The organism is Desulfobacterales bacterium (assembly GCA_028704555.1).
Lineage (GTDB): Bacteria > Desulfobacterota > Desulfobacteria > Desulfobacterales > JAQWFD01 > JAQWFD01.
This window is the reverse complement of the sequence record JAQWFD010000054.1, coordinates 1-18,969: the sequence shown is the minus strand read 5'-3', so window position 1 is coordinate 18,969 and position 18,969 is coordinate 1. Positions and strand designations below refer to the sequence as shown.

At 46.6% G+C, this 18,969-nt stretch carries 18 protein-coding genes and 1 pseudogene; 12 read left to right on the top strand and 7 right to left on the bottom strand.

The window, feature by feature from the left end; translation table 11 throughout:
* Nucleotides 1-79 precede the first annotated feature (79 nt).
* On the bottom strand, nt 80-664 hold the full coding sequence (locus PHQ97_14870; protein MDD4394015.1) for a transposase: 585 nt from the start codon (nt 662-664) through the stop codon (nt 80-82).
* 217 nt (nt 665-881) lie between these two features.
* On the opposite strand from PHQ97_14870, the pseudogene PHQ97_14865 reads away from it, so the two are divergent.
* A pseudogene (locus PHQ97_14865) lies at nt 882-1,352 on the top strand (methyl-accepting chemotaxis protein).
* A gap of 392 nt (nt 1,353-1,744) precedes the next feature.
* The gene (locus PHQ97_14860; GenBank protein MDD4394014.1) at nt 1,745-2,941 is read left to right on the top strand and encodes a M20 family metallopeptidase; all 1,197 of its coding nucleotides are present in this window, start codon (nt 1,745-1,747) and stop codon (nt 2,939-2,941) included.
* Nucleotides 2,942-3,359: 418 nt separating this feature from the next.
* Here PHQ97_14860 and PHQ97_14855 read toward each other — a convergent pair whose 3' ends face one another.
* Nucleotides 3,360-3,845, bottom strand: coding sequence for an alpha/beta fold hydrolase (locus PHQ97_14855; GenBank protein ID MDD4394013.1), 486 nt, complete (start codon nt 3,843-3,845; stop codon nt 3,360-3,362).
* Between the two features lie 295 nt (nt 3,846-4,140).
* Here PHQ97_14855 and PHQ97_14850 point away from each other — a divergent pair, with 295 nt between their 5' ends.
* Nucleotides 4,141-4,452: a hypothetical protein gene (locus tag PHQ97_14850; protein ID MDD4394012.1), complete on the top strand. Its 312-nt coding sequence runs from the start codon at nt 4,141-4,143 to the stop codon at nt 4,450-4,452.
* 537 nt (nt 4,453-4,989) lie between these two features.
* Here PHQ97_14850 and PHQ97_14845 read toward each other — a convergent pair.
* Entirely contained in the window at nt 4,990-5,763 is a 774-nt protein-coding gene (locus PHQ97_14845) for an A24 family peptidase (GenBank protein MDD4394011.1), read from the bottom strand.
* A 240-nt stretch (nt 5,764-6,003) separates the two neighbouring features.
* Between PHQ97_14845 and lon the strand changes: the two genes are divergently transcribed.
* The 9 genes from lon (at nt 6,004) to folE2 (ending at nt 14,876) form a co-directional block, all read left to right on the top strand.
* The gene (gene lon / locus PHQ97_14840; GenBank protein MDD4394010.1) at nt 6,004-8,418 is read left to right on the top strand and encodes an endopeptidase La; all 2,415 of its coding nucleotides are present in this window, start codon (nt 6,004-6,006) and stop codon (nt 8,416-8,418) included.
* A 229-nt stretch (nt 8,419-8,647) separates the two neighbouring features.
* The gene (gene tsaB, locus PHQ97_14835; protein ID MDD4394009.1) at nt 8,648-9,334 is read left to right on the top strand and encodes a tRNA (adenosine(37)-N6)-threonylcarbamoyltransferase complex dimerization subunit type 1 TsaB; all 687 of its coding nucleotides are present in this window, start codon (nt 8,648-8,650) and stop codon (nt 9,332-9,334) included.
* A gap of 248 nt (nt 9,335-9,582) precedes the next feature.
* Nucleotides 9,583-10,254, top strand: coding sequence for a phosphatidylserine decarboxylase family protein (locus tag PHQ97_14830; GenBank protein MDD4394008.1), 672 nt, complete (start codon nt 9,583-9,585; stop codon nt 10,252-10,254).
* Entirely contained in the window at nt 10,251-11,036 is a 786-nt protein-coding gene (gene pssA / locus PHQ97_14825; GenBank protein MDD4394007.1) for a CDP-diacylglycerol--serine O-phosphatidyltransferase, read from the top strand. Before PHQ97_14830 ends, pssA begins: the two co-directional genes overlap by 4 nt.
* A gap of 150 nt (nt 11,037-11,186) precedes the next feature.
* Entirely contained in the window at nt 11,187-12,209 is a 1,023-nt protein-coding gene (locus PHQ97_14820) for an aspartate-semialdehyde dehydrogenase (GenBank protein ID MDD4394006.1), read from the top strand.
* Between the two features lie 272 nt (nt 12,210-12,481).
* On the top strand, nt 12,482-12,949 hold the full coding sequence (gene greA / locus PHQ97_14815; protein MDD4394005.1) for a transcription elongation factor GreA: 468 nt from the start codon (nt 12,482-12,484) through the stop codon (nt 12,947-12,949).
* A 140-nt stretch (nt 12,950-13,089) separates the two neighbouring features.
* A complete protein-coding gene (gene rpoZ, locus PHQ97_14810; protein ID MDD4394004.1) occupies nt 13,090-13,299 on the top strand; it encodes a DNA-directed RNA polymerase subunit omega in 210 nt (69 codons plus the stop codon).
* Nucleotides 13,300-13,313: 14 nt separating this feature from the next.
* Nucleotides 13,314-14,045 (top strand): ATP-binding protein, encoded by a 732-nt coding sequence (locus tag PHQ97_14805; protein MDD4394003.1) that lies wholly within the window; start codon nt 13,314-13,316, stop codon nt 14,043-14,045.
* Between the two features lie 60 nt (nt 14,046-14,105).
* A complete protein-coding gene (gene folE2, locus PHQ97_14800; GenBank protein MDD4394002.1) occupies nt 14,106-14,876 on the top strand; it encodes a GTP cyclohydrolase FolE2 in 771 nt (256 codons plus the stop codon).
* Nucleotides 14,877-14,934: 58 nt separating this feature from the next.
* Here the strand turns inward: folE2 and PHQ97_14795 are convergent, their stop codons facing one another.
* The 4 genes from PHQ97_14795 to PHQ97_14780 form a co-directional block, all read right to left on the bottom strand.
* Nucleotides 14,935-16,200 carry a D-alanyl-D-alanine carboxypeptidase gene (locus PHQ97_14795; protein ID MDD4394001.1) on the bottom strand — a complete coding sequence of 422 codons (1,266 nt, stop codon included), beginning with the start codon at nt 16,198-16,200 and terminating at the stop codon, nt 14,935-14,937.
* Between the two features lie 43 nt (nt 16,201-16,243).
* Nucleotides 16,244-17,668 carry an aminopeptidase gene (locus PHQ97_14790; GenBank protein MDD4394000.1) on the bottom strand — a complete coding sequence of 475 codons (1,425 nt, stop codon included), beginning with the start codon at nt 17,666-17,668 and terminating at the stop codon, nt 16,244-16,246.
* A 311-nt stretch (nt 17,669-17,979) separates the two neighbouring features.
* Nucleotides 17,980-18,423 (bottom strand): D-aminoacyl-tRNA deacylase, encoded by a 444-nt coding sequence (dtd, locus tag PHQ97_14785; protein ID MDD4393999.1) that lies wholly within the window; start codon nt 18,421-18,423, stop codon nt 17,980-17,982.
* Between the two features lie 79 nt (nt 18,424-18,502).
* On the bottom strand, nt 18,503-18,969 hold a 467-nt coding region (locus PHQ97_14780), incomplete at its 5' end, for a serine protease (GenBank protein ID MDD4393998.1).

Here is an 18,969-nt window from a genome sequence, read left to right as displayed (position 1 = left end):
TTGTCTACTTGTCGGAAACAGGGAATTAAGTCAAGCCGTGCACTGGAACTGTTGTTTAACGGCAAGTTGCCAGATTTTGTCATGTAGATGGAAGTATACTAATTTTCAAGCACGCTGAATAGTTACCATGGTTTTTTTCATATGGTAGGTAGAAGCTATAGCTCAAGGGAAGACAAGCCCAGCGTCCTTTAACTATTTTTAACAACCCAATGGCGACAATGTTTTGTGCCCATGGATATTTTGACTGATTTTGTTTGGCAGCATGGTCGAAGACCTTGGCGCATCCAAAGATTTTCGTTCCTGTCTTGGGATTAATGCAATCGTCCAAGGCCAAAAGCAGCCGGTCATTTGTCAAAGGTTCGGGAATCATCTTCCATAGACTTTGCCAAAGCCGTTGCCATGGGATCTTGGGCGATGCCATGAAAGTATAGTATCGTTTCTTTCGAATGCCCGTAAAACCGAAAAGACTTTTAAGGCATCGAAGCAGGTTTGAAGTCTTTGACGAAGCAAAAGGAATGATGATCGCAAGGAGCGTGTAGACAAACCATATTCCGCGTTCATCGCCTTTTCGTGAATGAGCAAATTCATTTTTGAGTTTTCCGAGAATGTCGTGTAGTATCAGTATGCGAGGCCTTTCTTCGTTAAGGTGTTTTTGTTTTGACAAACTAAACATATCATAACGCGGCCTCGCAATCAACCATAACTATCTGATTTTTATAAAAAAATCTGCTTTTTAATAAAATTTGGTACCAATTATTTGTAATAAAATCAATAGGTTATAAATCGGAAAATTTTTGCTATAAGCATTCGTATTTATTAGGTATTTACACTTCAGTCCCAACGCTTGTCTTAGCACCTCGTTGTAAAAAAATGGGAAACTTCAGATTGTTAAGACAATTGATGAAATCGCCTTTCAGACCAATCTGCTGGCATTGAATGCCGCAGTCGAAGCCGCCCGGGCAGGCGATGCCGGCTTGGGATTCTCCGTTGTTGCCGAGGAGGTCAGAAATTTAGCCATGCGAACGGCGGAAGCCGCTAAGAATACCGCAGAGCTGATCGAGGGGACTGTGGCAAAGGTCAATGCCGGTTTTAAATTAGTGGCCGGGACCAATCAGGCCTTCGAAGAAGTTGAAAAGGGTTCTGAAAAAGTTGGTGGGATCGTTTCTGAAATTTCCGAAGCCTCTGATGAACAGGCCAAGGGACTTGATCAAATCAGCAAGGTCGTCGCAGAAATGGATAAGACTACCCAGCAGAATGCCGTAAATGCCGAAGAGTCGGCGGCCGCCTCAGAGGAAATGAAACAGCAGGCGAACATGATGAAAAATATAGCCGATGAACTGGCAAAAATTATCGGAATAACCGTTGAGACAAACGGGCCTTTGTCGACAGGGAAAAAGAAGCCACCGGAAAGAAAATTTATATCGCCGGAACGATGAAAAAAATCAAACGGAGATTCGTCATCCGGCTTAAATCAGTTTTTGATATAACCGGTTGTGGCTGATTCAACCCATATAAGAGAGATAGACCGTATCCAAAAGATCCGTTAGTAGTCAGAGGGGGCTGTTAACGGATCTTTTCCGTTGGATATTCATTATTCCGTCCGTCGTGAGGGGGGGGCAATCGTTTATGGGGGGTATGCCCGGTGATGTATGGCTGTGGTAACCAATTCTTGTTTACTTGTGGCGGGTGTGTCGTAAGGTGAATGTAGTGGCTATGACCTTATTGAAAACAGATGCGGGGGACTATGAAACTGAAAAACTTGAAACCGGTTATCGATCAGATTTTACCGTCAATGATCCGATTTCGCCGACAGCTTCATGAAAACCCTGAGCTGGGATTCAAGGAATATGAAACGTCGCGACGTATATTGGGCCAGCTGAAGACAATTCCGGATTTGCAGATTCGGTCCAATATGGCTGAAACAGGGATTGTCGCGACTATAGATCCCGAAAAGGCCGGGCCTTGTGTGGCCCTGAGGGCAGATATGGATGCTCTGCCGATCCATGAAAAAACGATGCGTCTCTATGCGTCCAAAACCCCCGGACAGATGCATGCGTGCGGTCATGATGGTCATATGGCCTGTCTGGTCGGCGCGGCCCTGGTGCTGTCACTGATCCGGGATGAAATCAGCGGACCGGTTAAATTTATCTTCCAACCGGCTGAAGAGTCTGATGGCGGCGCACGGCGAATGTGTGAGGAAGGGGCGTTAGAGAATCCAAAGGTGGATGCCGTCTTTGGGCTTCATTCCTATCACGGAAGCGGCATCCAACTCGGAGGCGCCGGTGTTTGCAGGGGAGCTGCCATGGCCGGCAGCGGAAATTTTAAAATTGTCATTAAAGGGCGTGGGGGGCATGCCGCTTACCCCCATTTGTGTATCGATCCGGTATTTATCGGCATGCAGGTGGGAAATGCGCTTCAGTCAATCGTATCCCGATCAACCCGTCCAACGGAAAGCGCTGTGGTAACGGTGTCAAAATTTCATGCCGGTACGGGGATCAATATCATACCGGATACAGCTGTCCTGGAAGGCACGTTTCGCAGCCTGTCCCCGAAGGCACTCAAGCGGGTCGCTGAGCAGATTCGATCGATAACATTAAAAACAGCTGAAGCCTTTGGTGCCGATTCAGAAGTTTTTATTGAAGAAGGGTACCCTGTTCTGATAAATCATGACCGGAGCACCGCTATATTTGAGAAAATTGCTGTCGATGTCATACCGCCGCCTTTGTTAAAACTGAATTTTTCTCCCTTGATGGGGTGTGAGGATTTTGCCTGTTATGCCGAAAAAGTTCCGGGCACGTTCTGGTTTCTTGGAATCCGACCGCCTGGGGTGTTAAATTATCCGCCATGTCATCATGCCACGTTTGATTTTAATGATGATGCCATTGGCGTTGGAATCCGGATGCATTGTGAAATTGCCCGGCAATTTGCGCGGTATTGGTGATGCAGTGGCCGACCATCCGCGAAGGGGGCTGCTACGGGTAAATGGCGTGAATTTTCATTCCTTGATTTTCTTGTCTTATATCTGTCAATAGTTCAGATAAAACTATTAACAATATCGACTACGATGTATACGTGGCACCAACTTCGTTTCTGCAGATCAACTGACTGGATAGTAAAAAAATTTGTTTTTTGCTTGCGATCTGTAACATCGTTCCGATGTCAATTAACACCATGAGAATGTTGACTAATAACACGTCGCATGCCATTCACGGAACAGGGCATGCGCAAATATTCCGCCGCTGGTTGACAAAATCGAACCGGCGGTTAAACGCGAGATGGAGAAAAATCCTGCGATTCATGGAGATGAAATTATTCCTTACGCAGTTGAGGAAAACATCTGGCAGGGAATAGAAGACCTTTTATTGACGAGGCCCCAATAGCGCGTTCCAGTCTAATGATGTGAATGTCCGGTGAAGTGGATGATCGTCCTCGACAAGATGATAACTGATATGCGAAAATACCCGGATGAGAGCGGAATGAACCGGTTCGGCAGGAACGACATCATCAAGGCTGCCGTGATAGACAATAACCGGGATGTCTATCACGGTATTTAAGCAGGGAGCAAATCCCTCATGATCGAGCGCAGGGGCCAGCAGGACCAGTTTTTTGACTTTTTGAACATTGTTGCAGGCATAAATTGCCGCCATTAAACCGCCAAAGCTTGAACCGATCAATATCAGGCCGGTTTTATCCTCAAGTTGAAGGTTTAATGTATGCATCCGATCTTCAAGGCACCCCCTGTAATCGGTTACGAGCATCTCCGGAAATCTGCGTTTGAAATAGACCCCCTTCGTCCCGTGACTGCTGCTGTCCAGACCGTGTATAAAAACGCATGTTGTCTTCATGTGCAGGACCTTTCATTTGAATCCGCAAGCAGATGGATTAAGCTTGAAATCATGTCCCTGAATCCTGATTGCCTGTCAATCATTTTTACGTTGGAAATATAAATTTGTTAAAATTTTACCGCGGGCAATCGGGGTGTCTTTTCTTTTGACATCAATGTGCCTTTATCTTATATAATGAATTATATTTAATTTCTTATTTTTATCTATTTATTTATCACGTATTTAGTAACCTTGGCAATTATTTTAAATTGTTGCTGTTTTGCTGATGGCATTTTGCTGAAAGGAGGCATATCATATGGCTAACAAGGGGTATTGTGAAAAACATGGCGACGTGAATTTGTGGTCAGCGTGTGAGCATATTATACATGGGAAAGCCAGAAATATCATTCTGGCAGAGCCTAAAACCGCGATGTGTTTTAAATGTACTAAACGGATTTATGAACTTGATGTTTATGGGTTTGAATCTATTTGTGAACATTGCCTGAAAGATATCGTGCATGACCTGATAAAACTGTCGGAAACGGATGAGGATGTCAGAAATATTATTGTTGGATTGGAACATCTGGAAGGCATCAAACCGCTTGAGACTCAAAAAGCCGGTAAATAAAATTGAGTTTGCAGGAATATTCTTTTGAAATTCCAAATGAGGTCATATGCCGAATTTTATCAAGATGATACTCATAGAGACACCTGTTTCGTAAAAAAACAGTTGAATGGCTGTCCTCCGTTCAGGGTTCCGATTGCCCGCCTTGCTTTGGCTCGAGCAGTTTTGAACAGCCGTTGAGCATAAATTCGTTCGCATGTCCCTGGCTTTTATGAAAATGTTTGCCGATACGTTTACGCCCCCGTCTTCCGACGCCAGTCGTTTTCCATTACCTCGATGGGCGGGAACAGGGTCCAGCTCCCACAGCCCCGTTTTTTTCAGTCCTGCGAATCAGGCACCCGATCCCCGATTAATAAATTAAAATCCGTGGCTATCTATAAATTCGGTCTTCAACGGATGGGCATCAACGTGTGTTTCCAATCCGGCCATGAAAAGTTTGAAGTCCGCGTTTATTTCAGCCGGAGTCAAGCAATCCCGAAGATTGATGAAGATATCGGGTCGATAAGCGCAGACTTCGATAAGGCCATTTATGGATGGAAACTATCTTAACAGGTTCATATACCAGTTGATCAGCTGCGGACCGAAAAATATATATAAAATGGCGCCGATAGATAAAAAAGGCCCGAACGGTATGGCGATTTTCATATTTTTCTTCGTTTTCAGGATAATGATGAGACCGGAAACGGTTCCGATGATAGATGCGGTGAATAGGGAAAACGCGACCCCCTTCCAGCCAAGAAGGGTTCCGATCATGGCTAACAGTTTGATATCTCCCCCCCCGAGACCCTCTTTTCGGGTGATCAGGTAATACAGCCAGGCGATCAGAAAAAGAATACCTCCGCCTGCCAGAAAGCCTATGATCGAATCAGTAACATGGACTGAGGGCAGAGCCAGTGATGCTGCAAAGGCTATCGGAATGCCTGGAAGTGTGATACAATCCGGAATGATTTGATGGTCGATATCGATAAATGTGATAACTAACAGTGATGTAATAAATAGGTAATATATCAGTGATTCAAGGCTCAGACCAAAGGTCAGGAAGAGGCACAGCGCAAAACAGCCGCTGATGAGTTCGACCATCGGATACCGGAATGATATCGGGCAATTGCAGTGTCTGCAGCGGCCTTTTAGCCATACATAACTCAATATCGGGATATTGTCATAAAAATGAATAGGACTGCCGCATTCCGGACAGGCAGAGCCTGGAAATACAATGGATTTTGATTTGGGCAGCCTGAAGATGCATACATTTAAAAAACTGCCGATACATATTCCGAATATGAATATAATTGAATGAATCAAAATTGTTTGCATGAGACCCGAAACCTTTCCGTGTTTGGATGGGTGGAGGTTTTTGCAGCCAAACCGTGGCAGATCATCCACCATTTTGGTTAAAAAAATCAAGAATAAATATTGTCAAAGTGAAATTATGCTTTATATATTATAAGATTTGCATCAAGCATTTTCAATCTTGCACGGGTGTTGATCACAGACTGGCATAATGTCCGGCAGACGGAAAATATAAATTTTTATATAATCGATACAGGAGAGAAAATGGCTGAAACTGATAAAGATGATTTGATTCGTATCATCGAAGAAGAAGAAAAGGATGAAAACATTCCTTCGGTTGTTCCGTTGATGCCGGTGAGGGATGTCGTGATCTTTACTGATATGCTTCTTCCTCTGTTTGTCGGGCGGGAAAAATCCATACGTGCAGTGGAAGAGGCTGTCGCTCGTGACCGTTTTTTGCTGATCGCAACTCAGAAAGATCCCGGGATAGAAAATCCTAAACCGGAAGAAATATATCCAATAGGAACCGTCAGCCGCATTCTTCGAATCCTGAAACTCCCTGATGGACGTTTGAAAATTCTGATTCAGGGCATTGCAAAAGCAAAAATTGATAAATATACCCGTAAGAAAAGCGTGTATCGGGTAAAAATAAATATGGTTGAAGATGAGCCGGTCGAGGAGATCAATCTGGAAATTGAAGCCCTGATGCGTAATGTCCGGGAAAATTGCGAAAAAATTCTTACGCTCAGAGGCGAAATGACGGGTGATGTCGGAACCATTCTGGAAAGTATCGATGAGCCGGGAAAACTGGCGGATCTGGTGGTGACCAATTTGAAACTCAAGATAGATGAGTTTCAGACGATTCTTGAGATGATTGACCCGGTTAGCCGGCTGAGAAAGGTCAATGATCTGCTTCAGCGTGAAGTTGAACTCTCTTCTGTTCAGGCAAAGATTCAGTCTGACGTGAAAGATGAAATTTCAAAAAGTCAGAAGGATTACTTCCTGCGCGAGCAAATGCGGGCCATATACCGGGAGTTGGGTGAACATGATGAGAAAGCTCAGGAGGTCGATGCCTATAAAAAGAAAATTAAACGCGCCCGGATGCCGAAGGAAGCTGATGAGGAGGCCCAGAAACAGTTGAGACGTCTGGAGCAGATGCATCCGGATTCCTCTGAGACCTCTGTCGTCAGGACTTATCTGGATTGGCTGGTTGAAATGCCGTGGAGCCGGTCAACCAAAGATATGATAAATATTAAAGAATCAAAAGAAATTTTAGATAAATGCCATTACGGCCTTGAAAAGGTCAAGGAACGGGTTCTGGAATATTTAAGTGTCCGGAAACTGAATCCTAAGATGAAGGGCTCTATTTTGTGTTTTGTCGGTCCTCCGGGTGTCGGAAAAACTTCTCTGGGCAGAGCCATTGCGAAAGCAATGAAACGTAAGTTTTTTCGCATATCGCTGGGCGGAATACGGGATGAAGCCGAAATACGGGGGCATCGGAGAACCTATATCGGCGCGATGCCGGGCAGAATCTTACAGGGGCTGAAGCAGTGCGGCGCCAATAATCCGGTGTTCATGCTGGATGAAATCGACAAACTGGGGTCGGATTTCAGGGGTGACCCATCATCGGCTCTTCTTGAGGCTCTGGATCCGGAACAGAATTTTTCTTTCAGCGATCATTATCTGAATCTTCCGTTTGATCTGTCCGGGGTGATGTTTATATTGACGGCGAATTTGACGGATACGATTCCATCCGCTTTGCTTGACCGGATGGAAATCATTTATCTTCCGGGTTATACTGAAGATGAGAAAAAAATTATCGCGCAATCGTATCTGATTCCACGGCAGATTAAGGAAAACGGTCTTAAAACCCGTATGCTGTCGATCAGTACGGAAGCACTGGTTCAAATTATCAGTGAATATACAGCTGAAGCAGGGTTGAGAAATCTTGAACGGGAGCTTGGCACCATTTGCCGTAAGGCGGCACGGAAAATTGCCGAAGGTGAAAAAGGCTCCTTTCTTATTACCCGTAACAACCTGCATAAATATCTGGGCGTGCCGCAATATATTCCGGAAATGGATCAGGAAAGCAGCCAGGTGGGGCTTTCAACCGGATTGGCCTGGACTCAGGTCGGGGGAGAAGTTTTGTATGTGGAGGCCTCCCTGTTTCCCGGTAAGGGTGAGCTTATATTGACCGGGCAGCTTGGAGAGGTGATGCAGGAATCCGCACGGGCGGCTCTGACCTACGCCCGGGCCAACGCCGAAGCGCTGGGTATCGAGGAAAGCCTGTTTGAGAATATGGATATTCATATCCATGTGCCTGCCGGAGCTATTCCCAAGGATGGTCCTTCTGCCGGTATTGCCATGGCGACGGCGCTTATTTCCGCGATAACTAAAAAACCGGTAAGCAAAGATGTCGCCATGACCGGTGAAATTACATTGCGGGGAAGGGTTCTTCCCATCGGGGGATTGAAAGAAAAAGCACTGGGTGCGTTGCGGGCAGGCATTCGGACCATTATTTTTCCTGAAAAGAATAAAAAAGACCTGACAGAAATTCCTTCAAATGTCAAACGGAAGATCAGGTTCGTTCCGGTCAGGGATATGCATCAGGTATTGGAGTCAGCCATGGAAATTGAAAAAGAGACTGCTGATGCTGAAGAGCAAAACGGCGAGGAATAAAACGAATAATCCTGTTGCGGGTTGTCACGGGCCTCGGCAAGAACAAATTTCACCGGATGTTTTTTTTGTTCGTTTTCCGCGTTGTATCAAAGATTACATCGAGTATGCGTACCTTTAGATACGCCTTGAAAATACGCCTTGAAAACGAACAGAAAAATCGTGTATGTGCTCAGTTTGTTCTTGTCGAGGCCCCGGGTTTATGAACCTGTTTTAATGAAAGTGTGATATTATGAGGATACTCGCTGTTGATACGGCAACTCCGAGCTGCAGTACCGCTGTCGTGGATCAGGTGCTACTGATGGCCGAGATTACCATAGCCAGTGGCCAGAGCCACTCCAGACATCTGTTACAACTCATCGATACGGTGATGGGGCTTTCCGGAATTGGGCTTTCCGATCTGGAAGGGATTGCTGTCACTGCAGGTCCCGGGAGTTTTACAGGGCTTCGGATCGGAATCAGCTGCGTGAAAGGGTTGGCCATGTCTACGGGCAAACCCGTTGTCGGGGTATCCAGTCTGGACGCCCTGGCCGCACAGGTCGGGGTGTCTACTCATCCGATCTGTGCGCTGATAGATGCGAGAAAAGGGGAAACTTACTGGGCAAGGTATCAATATGAAAACGGCATTCTTCAAAAACAAGGTCCGGAACAGGTGTCAGCGCCGGGAAAAGTGATGGACTCAGTTCAGGGCCCCTGCGTTTTTACGGGAAACGGGGCGTTGTTGTACCGGAAACTTATCGTGGATGCACTGGGGGAAAAGGCATGCTTTGCCACGAGAGATCAGTGCATCATCCGTGCATCGACCGTCGCTGCTCTGGGAATGAATCGATTTGTAAATAACGAGTCTGATGATATATGTACTCTGGTGCCCTATTATATACGAAGTTCTGAAGCCGGATTGAATTTTAAGTCCGCATGATGCGGGACGGCAAAACGAATCGGGGCAGAAGCCGCGGTCCGAAAGGCAGATAACCGCATTCAGCATCTGGCAGTTATGATCAAGCCCCTTTTGTGTTTTCAGCGGCATTACTTCTTAGCGGATTTCAGGATGGAATTTTGAATTTTCGATATTATTGACAATACCTACATACTTTGTTACAAATGGCTGCAATGAGTTTTTATGGAAAAGCTTGGCATAATCAGATTTAAGTAAAGGCACTGAAATAAATGAAAGAGTTTTCATATCCGGAACCGTCCGCCTCATATGCGTTTCCTGTGGCAAAGGCAGGATTTCCCATTATATTTTCTTTCGCGTTTATTACGCTGATATTTGCTATACTTGATTTTACCGCCATGGCGGTCATCAGTCTGATAATTACGCTCGGAATCTGCCTTTTTTTCAGGGATCCGGACCGGGTTGTTCCCAACGACTATGGTGCGGTTGTTTCGCCGGCTGACGGTAAAATCATATATATTGACACGGTGGACAACAGCCCGTATTATCCGGGGCACTGCATGAAGATCAGTATCTTCATGTCAGTTTTAAACGTTCATGTTAATCGGGTCCCTCATGAAGGTACGGTTAAGCAGATCAGTTATTATCCTGGTAAGTTTTTTTCAGCCAATCTGGATAAAGCCTCCAGAGAAAATGAACACAATGCCGTTCTGGTTGAGACTGCCGGGGGGCGTGATATCTGCTTTGTCCAGATTGCGGGTCTGATTGCCAGACGAATTATATGCCGGATTCAGAAAGGTGATACGCTCAAACGGGGACAGCGATTTGGCATGATCTGTTTTGGCTCACGGCTTGATGTCTATCTTCCCGTGGATATTCAACTTAACGTGTCCGTCGGCAATAAAGTGCGGGCCGGCCATTCAATTCTGGGATATTTTAAATGAAAAAGAAAAAACGTTTCGAAAACGAAAAATTTCGTCGCGGAATATACATACTGCCGAATATTTTTACGACGTTGAATATTTTTTCAGGATTTTATTCGGTTGTTTCATCTATCAACGGGAATTATACAACCGCCGCCGTAGCAATTCTGGTGGCTATCATTTTTGACATCATGGATGGTAAAGTTGCCCGCGCCACTCATACGACCAGTAAGTTCGGGGTCGAGTATGATTCTCTGGCGGACCTGATATCCTTCGGGCTGGCACCCGCATTGATGATATATCTGTGGGCGCTTAAACCATTGGGAAGGCTCGGCTGGCTTGCGGCCTTTCTGTTTATGGTGTGCGGGGCACTTCGATTGGCCAGATTTAACTCGCACGTCGGTACAGGCAGCGGTGAATATTTTACCGGCTTGCCGATTCCTGGAGGCGCCGGTATGAATGCGACCACGGTACTTTTGTTCAGTCGGTTTGGTCTGCAGGGCGATCAGTTTGCAGTCGTGATGCTGATTATGCTGTACGCCCTTTCATTCCTGATGGTCAGTACGGTAAAATATCATAGTTTCAAGAAACCGGAATTACATAATAGAATGAATTTTAACGTGTTGGTTGCCGCTGTACTGATATTGATTTTTATCGCATCACAACCACCTATTGCACTGTTTCTGTTGGGCGTGTGCTATGTCATTTCAGGACCCTATTTTTCCATTCGTACTTACAGGAACTCCAAGCAGGTCGATACACCAACTCAGGAAACCGAAAACCCAAAATCCCATCTTGTATGATAACAGAAAACGGCTGAATCATATCCCATGAGGTCATAGAACAGGCTGGTTTTATTTGACTTGAATAGTCGTAAATGTCAAACGGTGAACGTTTAGGTGAACGTTTACATGATGTGTTGTAATAAATAATACTTTTGAGGTATGGAAGATATGTCTGAGAAAAAACTGAATGTTGCAGTTGTCGGCTCGACCGGCGCTGTTGGCAACCAGATGATCACCTGTCTGGAGGAACGGAAATTTCCGGTTCAATCCATCACGTTACTGGCTTCAAAACGTTCGCAAGGCCGTCAGCTTCGTTTTAGAGGCGACAGGGTAACCGTGAAGGAATTGACAGCAGATTCGTTCAGAGGAATAGATATTGCCCTGTTTTCGGCAGGCGGTGGAACCAGTCTGAAGTATGCCCCTGCTGCCGCGGAAGCCGGATGCGTGGTGGTTGACAACTCCAGCGCATGGCGAATGGATCCGGAGGTTCCCCTTGTTGTGCCCGAGGTAAATCCGCATGCGGTTGTCGGGTATAAGCACAAGGGCATTATTGCGAATCCGAACTGTTCCACCATCCAGATGGTAGTTGCGTTATGGCCGATTCACAAGCGATACGGAATCAAACGAATTGTCGTATCCACCTATCAGGCGGTATCGGGAACCGGTAAAAAAGCGATTGATGAACTGTTCGATCAAACCCGTGCCATGGTTAATTTTCTGGATTGTAAAACCAGTGTATATCCTCATCGCATTGCATTTAACTGTCTTCCTCATATCGACGTTTTTACGGAAAACGGATATACCAAAGAAGAGATTAAAATGATCAATGAGACGAAAAAAATACTCGAGGATGATTCTATCGCCGTGACGGCGACTACTGTAAGGGTGCCGGTATTTTTCAGCCATTCTGAATCGGTGAATGTGGAGACGAAAAAAGCCATTTCCGCTGCTGATGTCCGGACGTTGCTTGAAAGTTCACCCGGGGTTAAAGTGGTCGATGATCCTGGCCGTAATGTATATCCTCTTGCAATCGATGCCGCCGGTCAGGATATGACTTTAGTGGGCCGGATTCGGAATGATGAATCCGTACCCAATGGCATTAATATGTGGATCGTAGCGGATAATATTCGCAAGGGAGCGGCAACCAATGCCGTACAGATTGCTGAGATTCTGGCGGAACAGTACTTATAAAACCATGTGGACAATTTTGGCGGCTTCGTAAAAAATCCGATTTTCTCGATGCCGGAGCATGCTATTAAGGCCGGATACTGTGAGTTCAATGCACAATTCTGTCGTAAAGCGGGATGATTTTCTGCTTTTCCTCAGTCCGCGGTTCTCAGTCAGCATTCGGTTCTTTTTTAATGCCGTTGATTGCCGTATTTCCAGACGGGTTTTTACGATGCATTCGTAATAGCGCATCAGCCGGATGGTGTTTAAAACATGATGGATAGGAGAGCAGTATTTTGGATCGAGTACCCATAACTCAAGAAGGGTATGATACCCTTAAAAGAGAATTGGAACATCTGAAAACGGTTGATCGCCCGAATGTGATTCAGGCGATCGAAGAGGCCCGCGCGCATGGGGATCTTTCTGAAAATGCCGAATATGATGCGGCTAAAAACCGGCAGAGTTTCATTGAAGGTCGGATAGGTGAACTGGCTTATAAACTGGCCCAGGCTGATATTATTGATCCGGCCACACTGACTAAGGATCGGGCCGTTTTCGGATGCCGGATTGAACTGGAAAACATAGAGACCGGAGAATGTGTAACGTATCTGCTTGTCGGACCTGATGAGTCAGATATCGAAAAAGGACGCATTTCTTTTTCTTCACCCCTCGGAAAAGCGATGGTCGGGAAACAGATAGGCGAAGAGGTCGTGTTCCAGGCGCCCGGCGGTAAGAGGCTGTTTGAGGTGATCAACATCTTTTAAGCAGTGCCTTTTTTAAAATCGTTTATTGGCAGATGAATACGTTCTTGCCTGAAACGACCGCATGAAACCGATGATACGGGGGGAATGCGCGCCGGCTGAATACCGCCTGTATCCAATAACAGCATAATGGAGGTTAACCTTTGGCACGAGTCACAATAGAAGATTGTATGAAACGGGTTTCGAATCGATTTTTGTTGGTGCATATGGTTGCGAAAAGAGTCAGGCAGATACGGGAAGGATCTGAATATCTGGTGAGTTCTCCGAAAAATGAGGATATCGTAGTGGCCCTCCGGGAGATTGCGGCTGGAAAAATTACGAGTGAAGAATCGGCCGATACGAATAAATCGTAAGGTGCTTTTGGCCGTTGCATAGATACAGTTCGACATATAAGGTGTTGAACCGGGCGGTTGGAAAGGCCATTCACCGTTATGGCATGATCCTTGACGGGGATCGGATAGCGGTAGGACTTTCCGGTGGGAAAGACAGCATGACGCTGTTGCGGGTACTCAGTGAGAAACTGGCCTGTGCTCCTGTCCATTATGAATTGTTTCCCATATATATCGATCCCGGATTTGATGCTGATTTCAGCCCGTTGCTTGAGCAATATTGTAATGATGCCGGATTTGATCTCAGAGTTGAGCATACGGATCATGGTGTCATTGCTCACAGCAGTCAGAATCGGGAAAATCCCTGCTTTTTATGTTCAAGACTGCGAAGAAAGCGATTATTTGAAATTGCCGATGAACTGGGATGCCGGAAGCTGGCACTGGGACACAACAAGGACGACATCATTGAAACCCTGTTTTTGAACCTGTGTTATTCAGGGGAAATCAGTACCATGCTTCCCCTGCAGTCGTTTTTTCAGGGGAAATTTACCGTTATACGCCCGTTGGCTTTTGTCGATGAGCAACTGACCGCACGATTTGCCAGACAAGAGGGATTTCCTGTGTTTACGAATGCATGTCCTTCAGCGGGTGTATCGAAACGGCAGGAAATAAAGACATTGTTAAATCAGCTCTATCAGAGCAATAAAAAGATTAAAGGCAATATTTTCCGGGCGATGAGTCATGTAAACATGGAATATATGTGGAAATGATGGGTTGATGGTTTGGCAAACACAAGGATCAGATCCGCAGCCCGCCTGTATTGATAACGCATGAAAGATATTCAAAATCAGCCGGATGATCGGAATATACCGATCAATAAAGTCGGTATCAAACATATACGATACCCCATAACGGTTCTGGATAAGGCAAATAAATTTCAGCATACGGTGGCTACCATCAATATGTATGTGGATTTGCCGCATACCTACAAGGGAACCCATATGAGCCGTTTTGTTGAGATGCTTCATGAATTCCGTCCGGAAATTTCTTTAAAAAAGTTTTCGACGATTCTGGCGCAGATGAAAAATCATCTGAACGCCGCTTCGGCGCACATTGAAGTGAGTTTCCCATATTTTATTGAAAAAAAAGCGCCGGTGAGTCAATCCCCCGGGCTCATGAACTATACCTGCCGGATTATCGGAACGGCGGATTCATCCGGTAAGGTGGACCTGATTTCAGAGGTGGTGGTTCCGGTTTCATCCGTGTGCCCGTGTTCCAAGGAGATCAGCGAGGCCGGTGCTCATAATCAGCGGGGAGAGGTCAGGCTCAGCACCCGGTTCAAGAAGTTTATCTGGATGGAAGATATGATCCGGCTCGTAGAAGAATGTGCCTCGTGTGAGGTGTATTCGGTTCTCAAACGGGTGGATGAAAAATATGTTACCGAAAAAGCGTATCATCACCCCAAATTTGTGGAGGATATGGTTCGCGATATTGCATGCATACTTAAAAAGGACACTAATATTACATGGTTTTCCGTGAGCGCGGAAAATTTTGAATCCATACACAACCATAACGCCTATGCCTCTATTACCAGCGAATAGGGCCACACTGGCTCAGGGTCTGTCTGGTGATTTTTTTGCCGTCTTGAATCCGGAAAAATTATCGTGTTTTTGTCCGGGTACTATCTGCGTCAACGAGCCGGTGAATGGCCTTCATGATGGAATCGCAGGATTTTTGGGGAGAATTGAGCAATACGACAAAACGGTACAGCTCCCCGCTCCGGGTCTGGATATAGCCGGCCCGGGTTCTGATGCCGCTCAGTGTACCGGTTTTATAATAGTCATCTCCTTCATGGCGCATCAGCTGGTGCCAGGGTTCAAATTCGTTCAGAATACGATTCATCGCTATCGCTGAAATCCGGTTATTTCTTGAAATTCCTGATCCTTCCGCCAGGGTTATATCTGTGATTTCCAGTACGTCACGCGCGTAGGTTTGCGCCGTCCGAATCCCTTTTTCCAGGGTGCCCGGTGGCCCGAAGACTTGCGCTCCCGTCGAAATCAATACCTGGTTGGCGATGTAATTGTTTGAAAATTCCAGCAGCTTTGAGATAATGTCGGACAGTGTGAAATCGGACACATGGGTGTAAATCAGGGTGTCGTGATTTTTTTCAATCCGGATCGGGGCGACGTCCCTGATGAAAGGCCCGCCATGCTGGGTTGAAAAGTGACGGAATAAATGTCCCGCATAGATGGCGCCCTCTTGTTCATCACTGGATAACCTGATTCTGCCCTTATCCACTCCTGCCATTCTGATCCGTTTGATAGCATACGGCAGCAGAGGCGTTTGAGGTTCATCACTGACAAAACGACCGTTGATCCGGCTGAAACATACGGTATTGAAATTGACGCACAATGCCCCGTTGTGAGAATCATAGGGCTGGGTGGTGTTGGAAACTCCGGGAATTTGAAGTGAACCGGAAAAATAGGAATTATCTACCCCGATGGCGGAAAAGGGGATACGGAGTCGGGCGATTTGCGCTGCCGCCTGATCCACCTGTTCGGATATGAAGAGGGGATCACCATAGCCCTTTATAATGAGTGTGTTATGGCGGTTCAGGTAAAATTCGGTTGAAAATCGGTAGTCCGGCCCCAGGTAGTGCAATGCGACCAGAGAGGTGAACAATTTCAATGTGGATGCCGGGATTAAAAGACTGTCCGTGTTTTTGGAAACGATCGTACGGTTGTCAGGCGCCGCCACCAGCAACGCGTCCCGTGGACCAATGAGAGATTCGAGGTGAGCTGCCGATTCCGGATAAGAGACTGCCGGACGGCCTGGAATCAATATGGCGCTGATGAACAGCAGCATCGCCCACCAGCGCCATCTGAAATATGTCCACGGATTATCGATTTGAATTTGATGAAGCATTTTTGACTGAATTTTTCCTGGTTCATTCCGAAAACGGGGTGGCTCAGAACGTGGCGTTGAAAAACGCCGTATAAGCCTTATACGTCATATAAACGTCTGGTTTGCTGGAAATTTCAAAAGGCGAATGCATTGCCAGAATCGCCGGCCCGCAGTCAACGATTTCCATTCCGTATATCGCGAGAAATTTTGCAATGGTGCCGCCGCCGCCCTGATCTACTTTACCGAGTTGCCCTGTTTGCCAGACGACATGATTTTCATTGAAAATCCGTCGAATTTTTCCGAGGTATTCGGCATTGGCATCGTTTGCACCTGACTTTCCTCCTGAACCCGTAAATTTGGTTATGCAGATGCCATAGCCCAGGCGAGCGGCATTGCGTTTTTCATGAACTTCCTGGAAATCCGGGTCGATAGCGGCATTTACGTCAGCTGACAGGGCAAACGAATTCAAGAGGCATTTGCGCAAAGTCCGTTCACTGAAATCGGTTTTTGTTTTAATCAGAATATCGGAGATAAAATCTTCCAGAAAACGGGATTTGGCGCCGGTGTTTCCCTCGCTGCCAATTTCTTCCTTGTCCACGAACAGTGCAACACCGGTGAGCCGTGGGTTACTGACCTGCGTGATCGCCTTAAGTGCCGTAAATGCGCAAATCCGGTCATCCTGTCCGTAGGCCCCGATCAGGCCCCGGTCAAATCCGATATCCTTCGCCTGACCGGCGGGTACTATCTCTATCTCGGCGCTGACAAAATCTTCTTCCTGAATGCCGTATGTCGTGTGCAGATAGTGAAGCATCCCCAGTTTAAAGCGCTCTTTAAGATCGGTGTTCCCGATGGGAAGACTTCCGATGATCAGGTTCAGTTTTTCCCCCTCAAAAACCTCAGAGAGCTTTTTCTGATCCTGAAGTCTTCTGGACAGATGCGGGAGCAGATCGGCAATGGTAAATACCGGGTCATCCGGTGAATCCCCGATTTTAAGGTCTATTTCGGTTTCGTCAGCCGTAAAGATCTTCCCATAGACCGCCAGGGGTCTGGCAAGCCATTGGTATTTTCGGATACCACCGTAGTAGTGGGTTTTGAAGAAAGCCAGATCGACATCTTCATACAGCGGATTTTGTTTCAGATCCAGTCTCGGAGAATCCAGATGAGATGCAACAATGTGTACTCCCTCAGATAACGGCTTATTTCCGGTTACCGCAAGTGCGATGCATTTGTTTCGGAACACTTTGAAGTATCTGCCGTTGCCGGAGGAGGGGACATCAATATCAGTAAAACCGTTTCGGACAGCGATATCTTTTATCGTTTTGACCGCTTCCCGTTCGGTTTTGGATGCATTCAGGAACGTTTTGTAGGCGTTTGCAAATTCGAAAGCCTTGTTTTTTTCATCCGTCGGTATTACATCCCAAACCAGAGACGGTTTTCGGGTGAGTTGCTTTTGAAGCTCATCCATGTCAGTTAAGTTAGTCTGTGACATTATCTATTTTCCTTTAAACATTATTTATGCGCGTTGCGCGGTAATTTTTACCTCAGACATTTTATTTTGAATCCATCGCGACCGTTCAGAAGGTTCCGGCTGCCTTTGAATTTTCTGAATGATTTACCATGGGGTAACGTCAATTCCGGGTTTGATCATAACTGCGGCCATATTTTGCTGTGCATCGCCTCGGAGTCCCGTCCGTTCCCGGTATTCCCCGGATCGTGCCGGAGAAGCCGGCAATGGGCGAAACGGACGCCGTGACATTGTGCCCGCAGTTATGATCAAGCCCTTAATTTCAGAGCATATCGTTAATATCTGCTTTCCACAATAAGCGTTACCGGGCCGTCGTTGACCAGCGATACCTCCATCATGGCGCCGAATATTCCCGTTTCCACGCCAATGCCGTTTTCCCGGACAAGGGTGATAAAATATTCATAAAGGGTATTGGCCGGATTCGGGGGCGCGGCATGAGCAAAAGACGGCCGGCGCCCTTTACGGCAGTCACCCAGAAGCGTAAACTGGGAAACCACCAGCATGCTGCCCCCGGTTTCAAGAATTGACAGGTTCATTTTGCCGTTTTCGTCTTCGAAAATTCTTAACCGGGCAATTTTGTCCGCAAGGTAGATCGCATCGGATTCGGTATCCCCGGCCGCCACACCCAGCAGAACCAGAAGCCCGCTGCGGATTTCTCCGACGGTTTCGCCGTTTACGGTTACGCAGCTGTGTTTTACTCTTTGTATAACGGCGCGCACAGGGCTTCCTGTCCTTGATTTAATCTGCCGGTTTTATGGATGTCTAACTTGCCCATATCTTGCCCATATCGATGTCGGTTTACCTTGCCACCACGATCAAGACGGAATCCTGAATCCGCAGGGCAAGCAGCTCCAGATTCTCGGATGATCGAGGAAGAACGTCTATAACCGTTTCTTTTTGCGGGAGGAATCCCATCAGTTGTTTGATCGGATCGACCTTTAAGGCACAGCTGGTATTTTGCAACGTTAGCACCGGCCCTCCGGTTTCTTCCCGAATACCGATCATGGACTTGATCATGCCGACAACTTCCCCTCTCATATTTAACAGCGGCCCTCCGCTGTTTCCGGGCTGGATGGGCACGGTCGTCTGATATGTCATGGGATCATCGCGGAGACCGTTTGCAGAGCTGATAATACCGTTTGACAGCTGGGGGGTTTTCCCCATGATATCGATGCGGGGAAACCCGATGGTAAACACGCTGGCTCCCAGTCCGGCCTGCAGGTCAGATAATGGAAGCGACGGTGGGAGCTTTCCCCGGTCGTAGA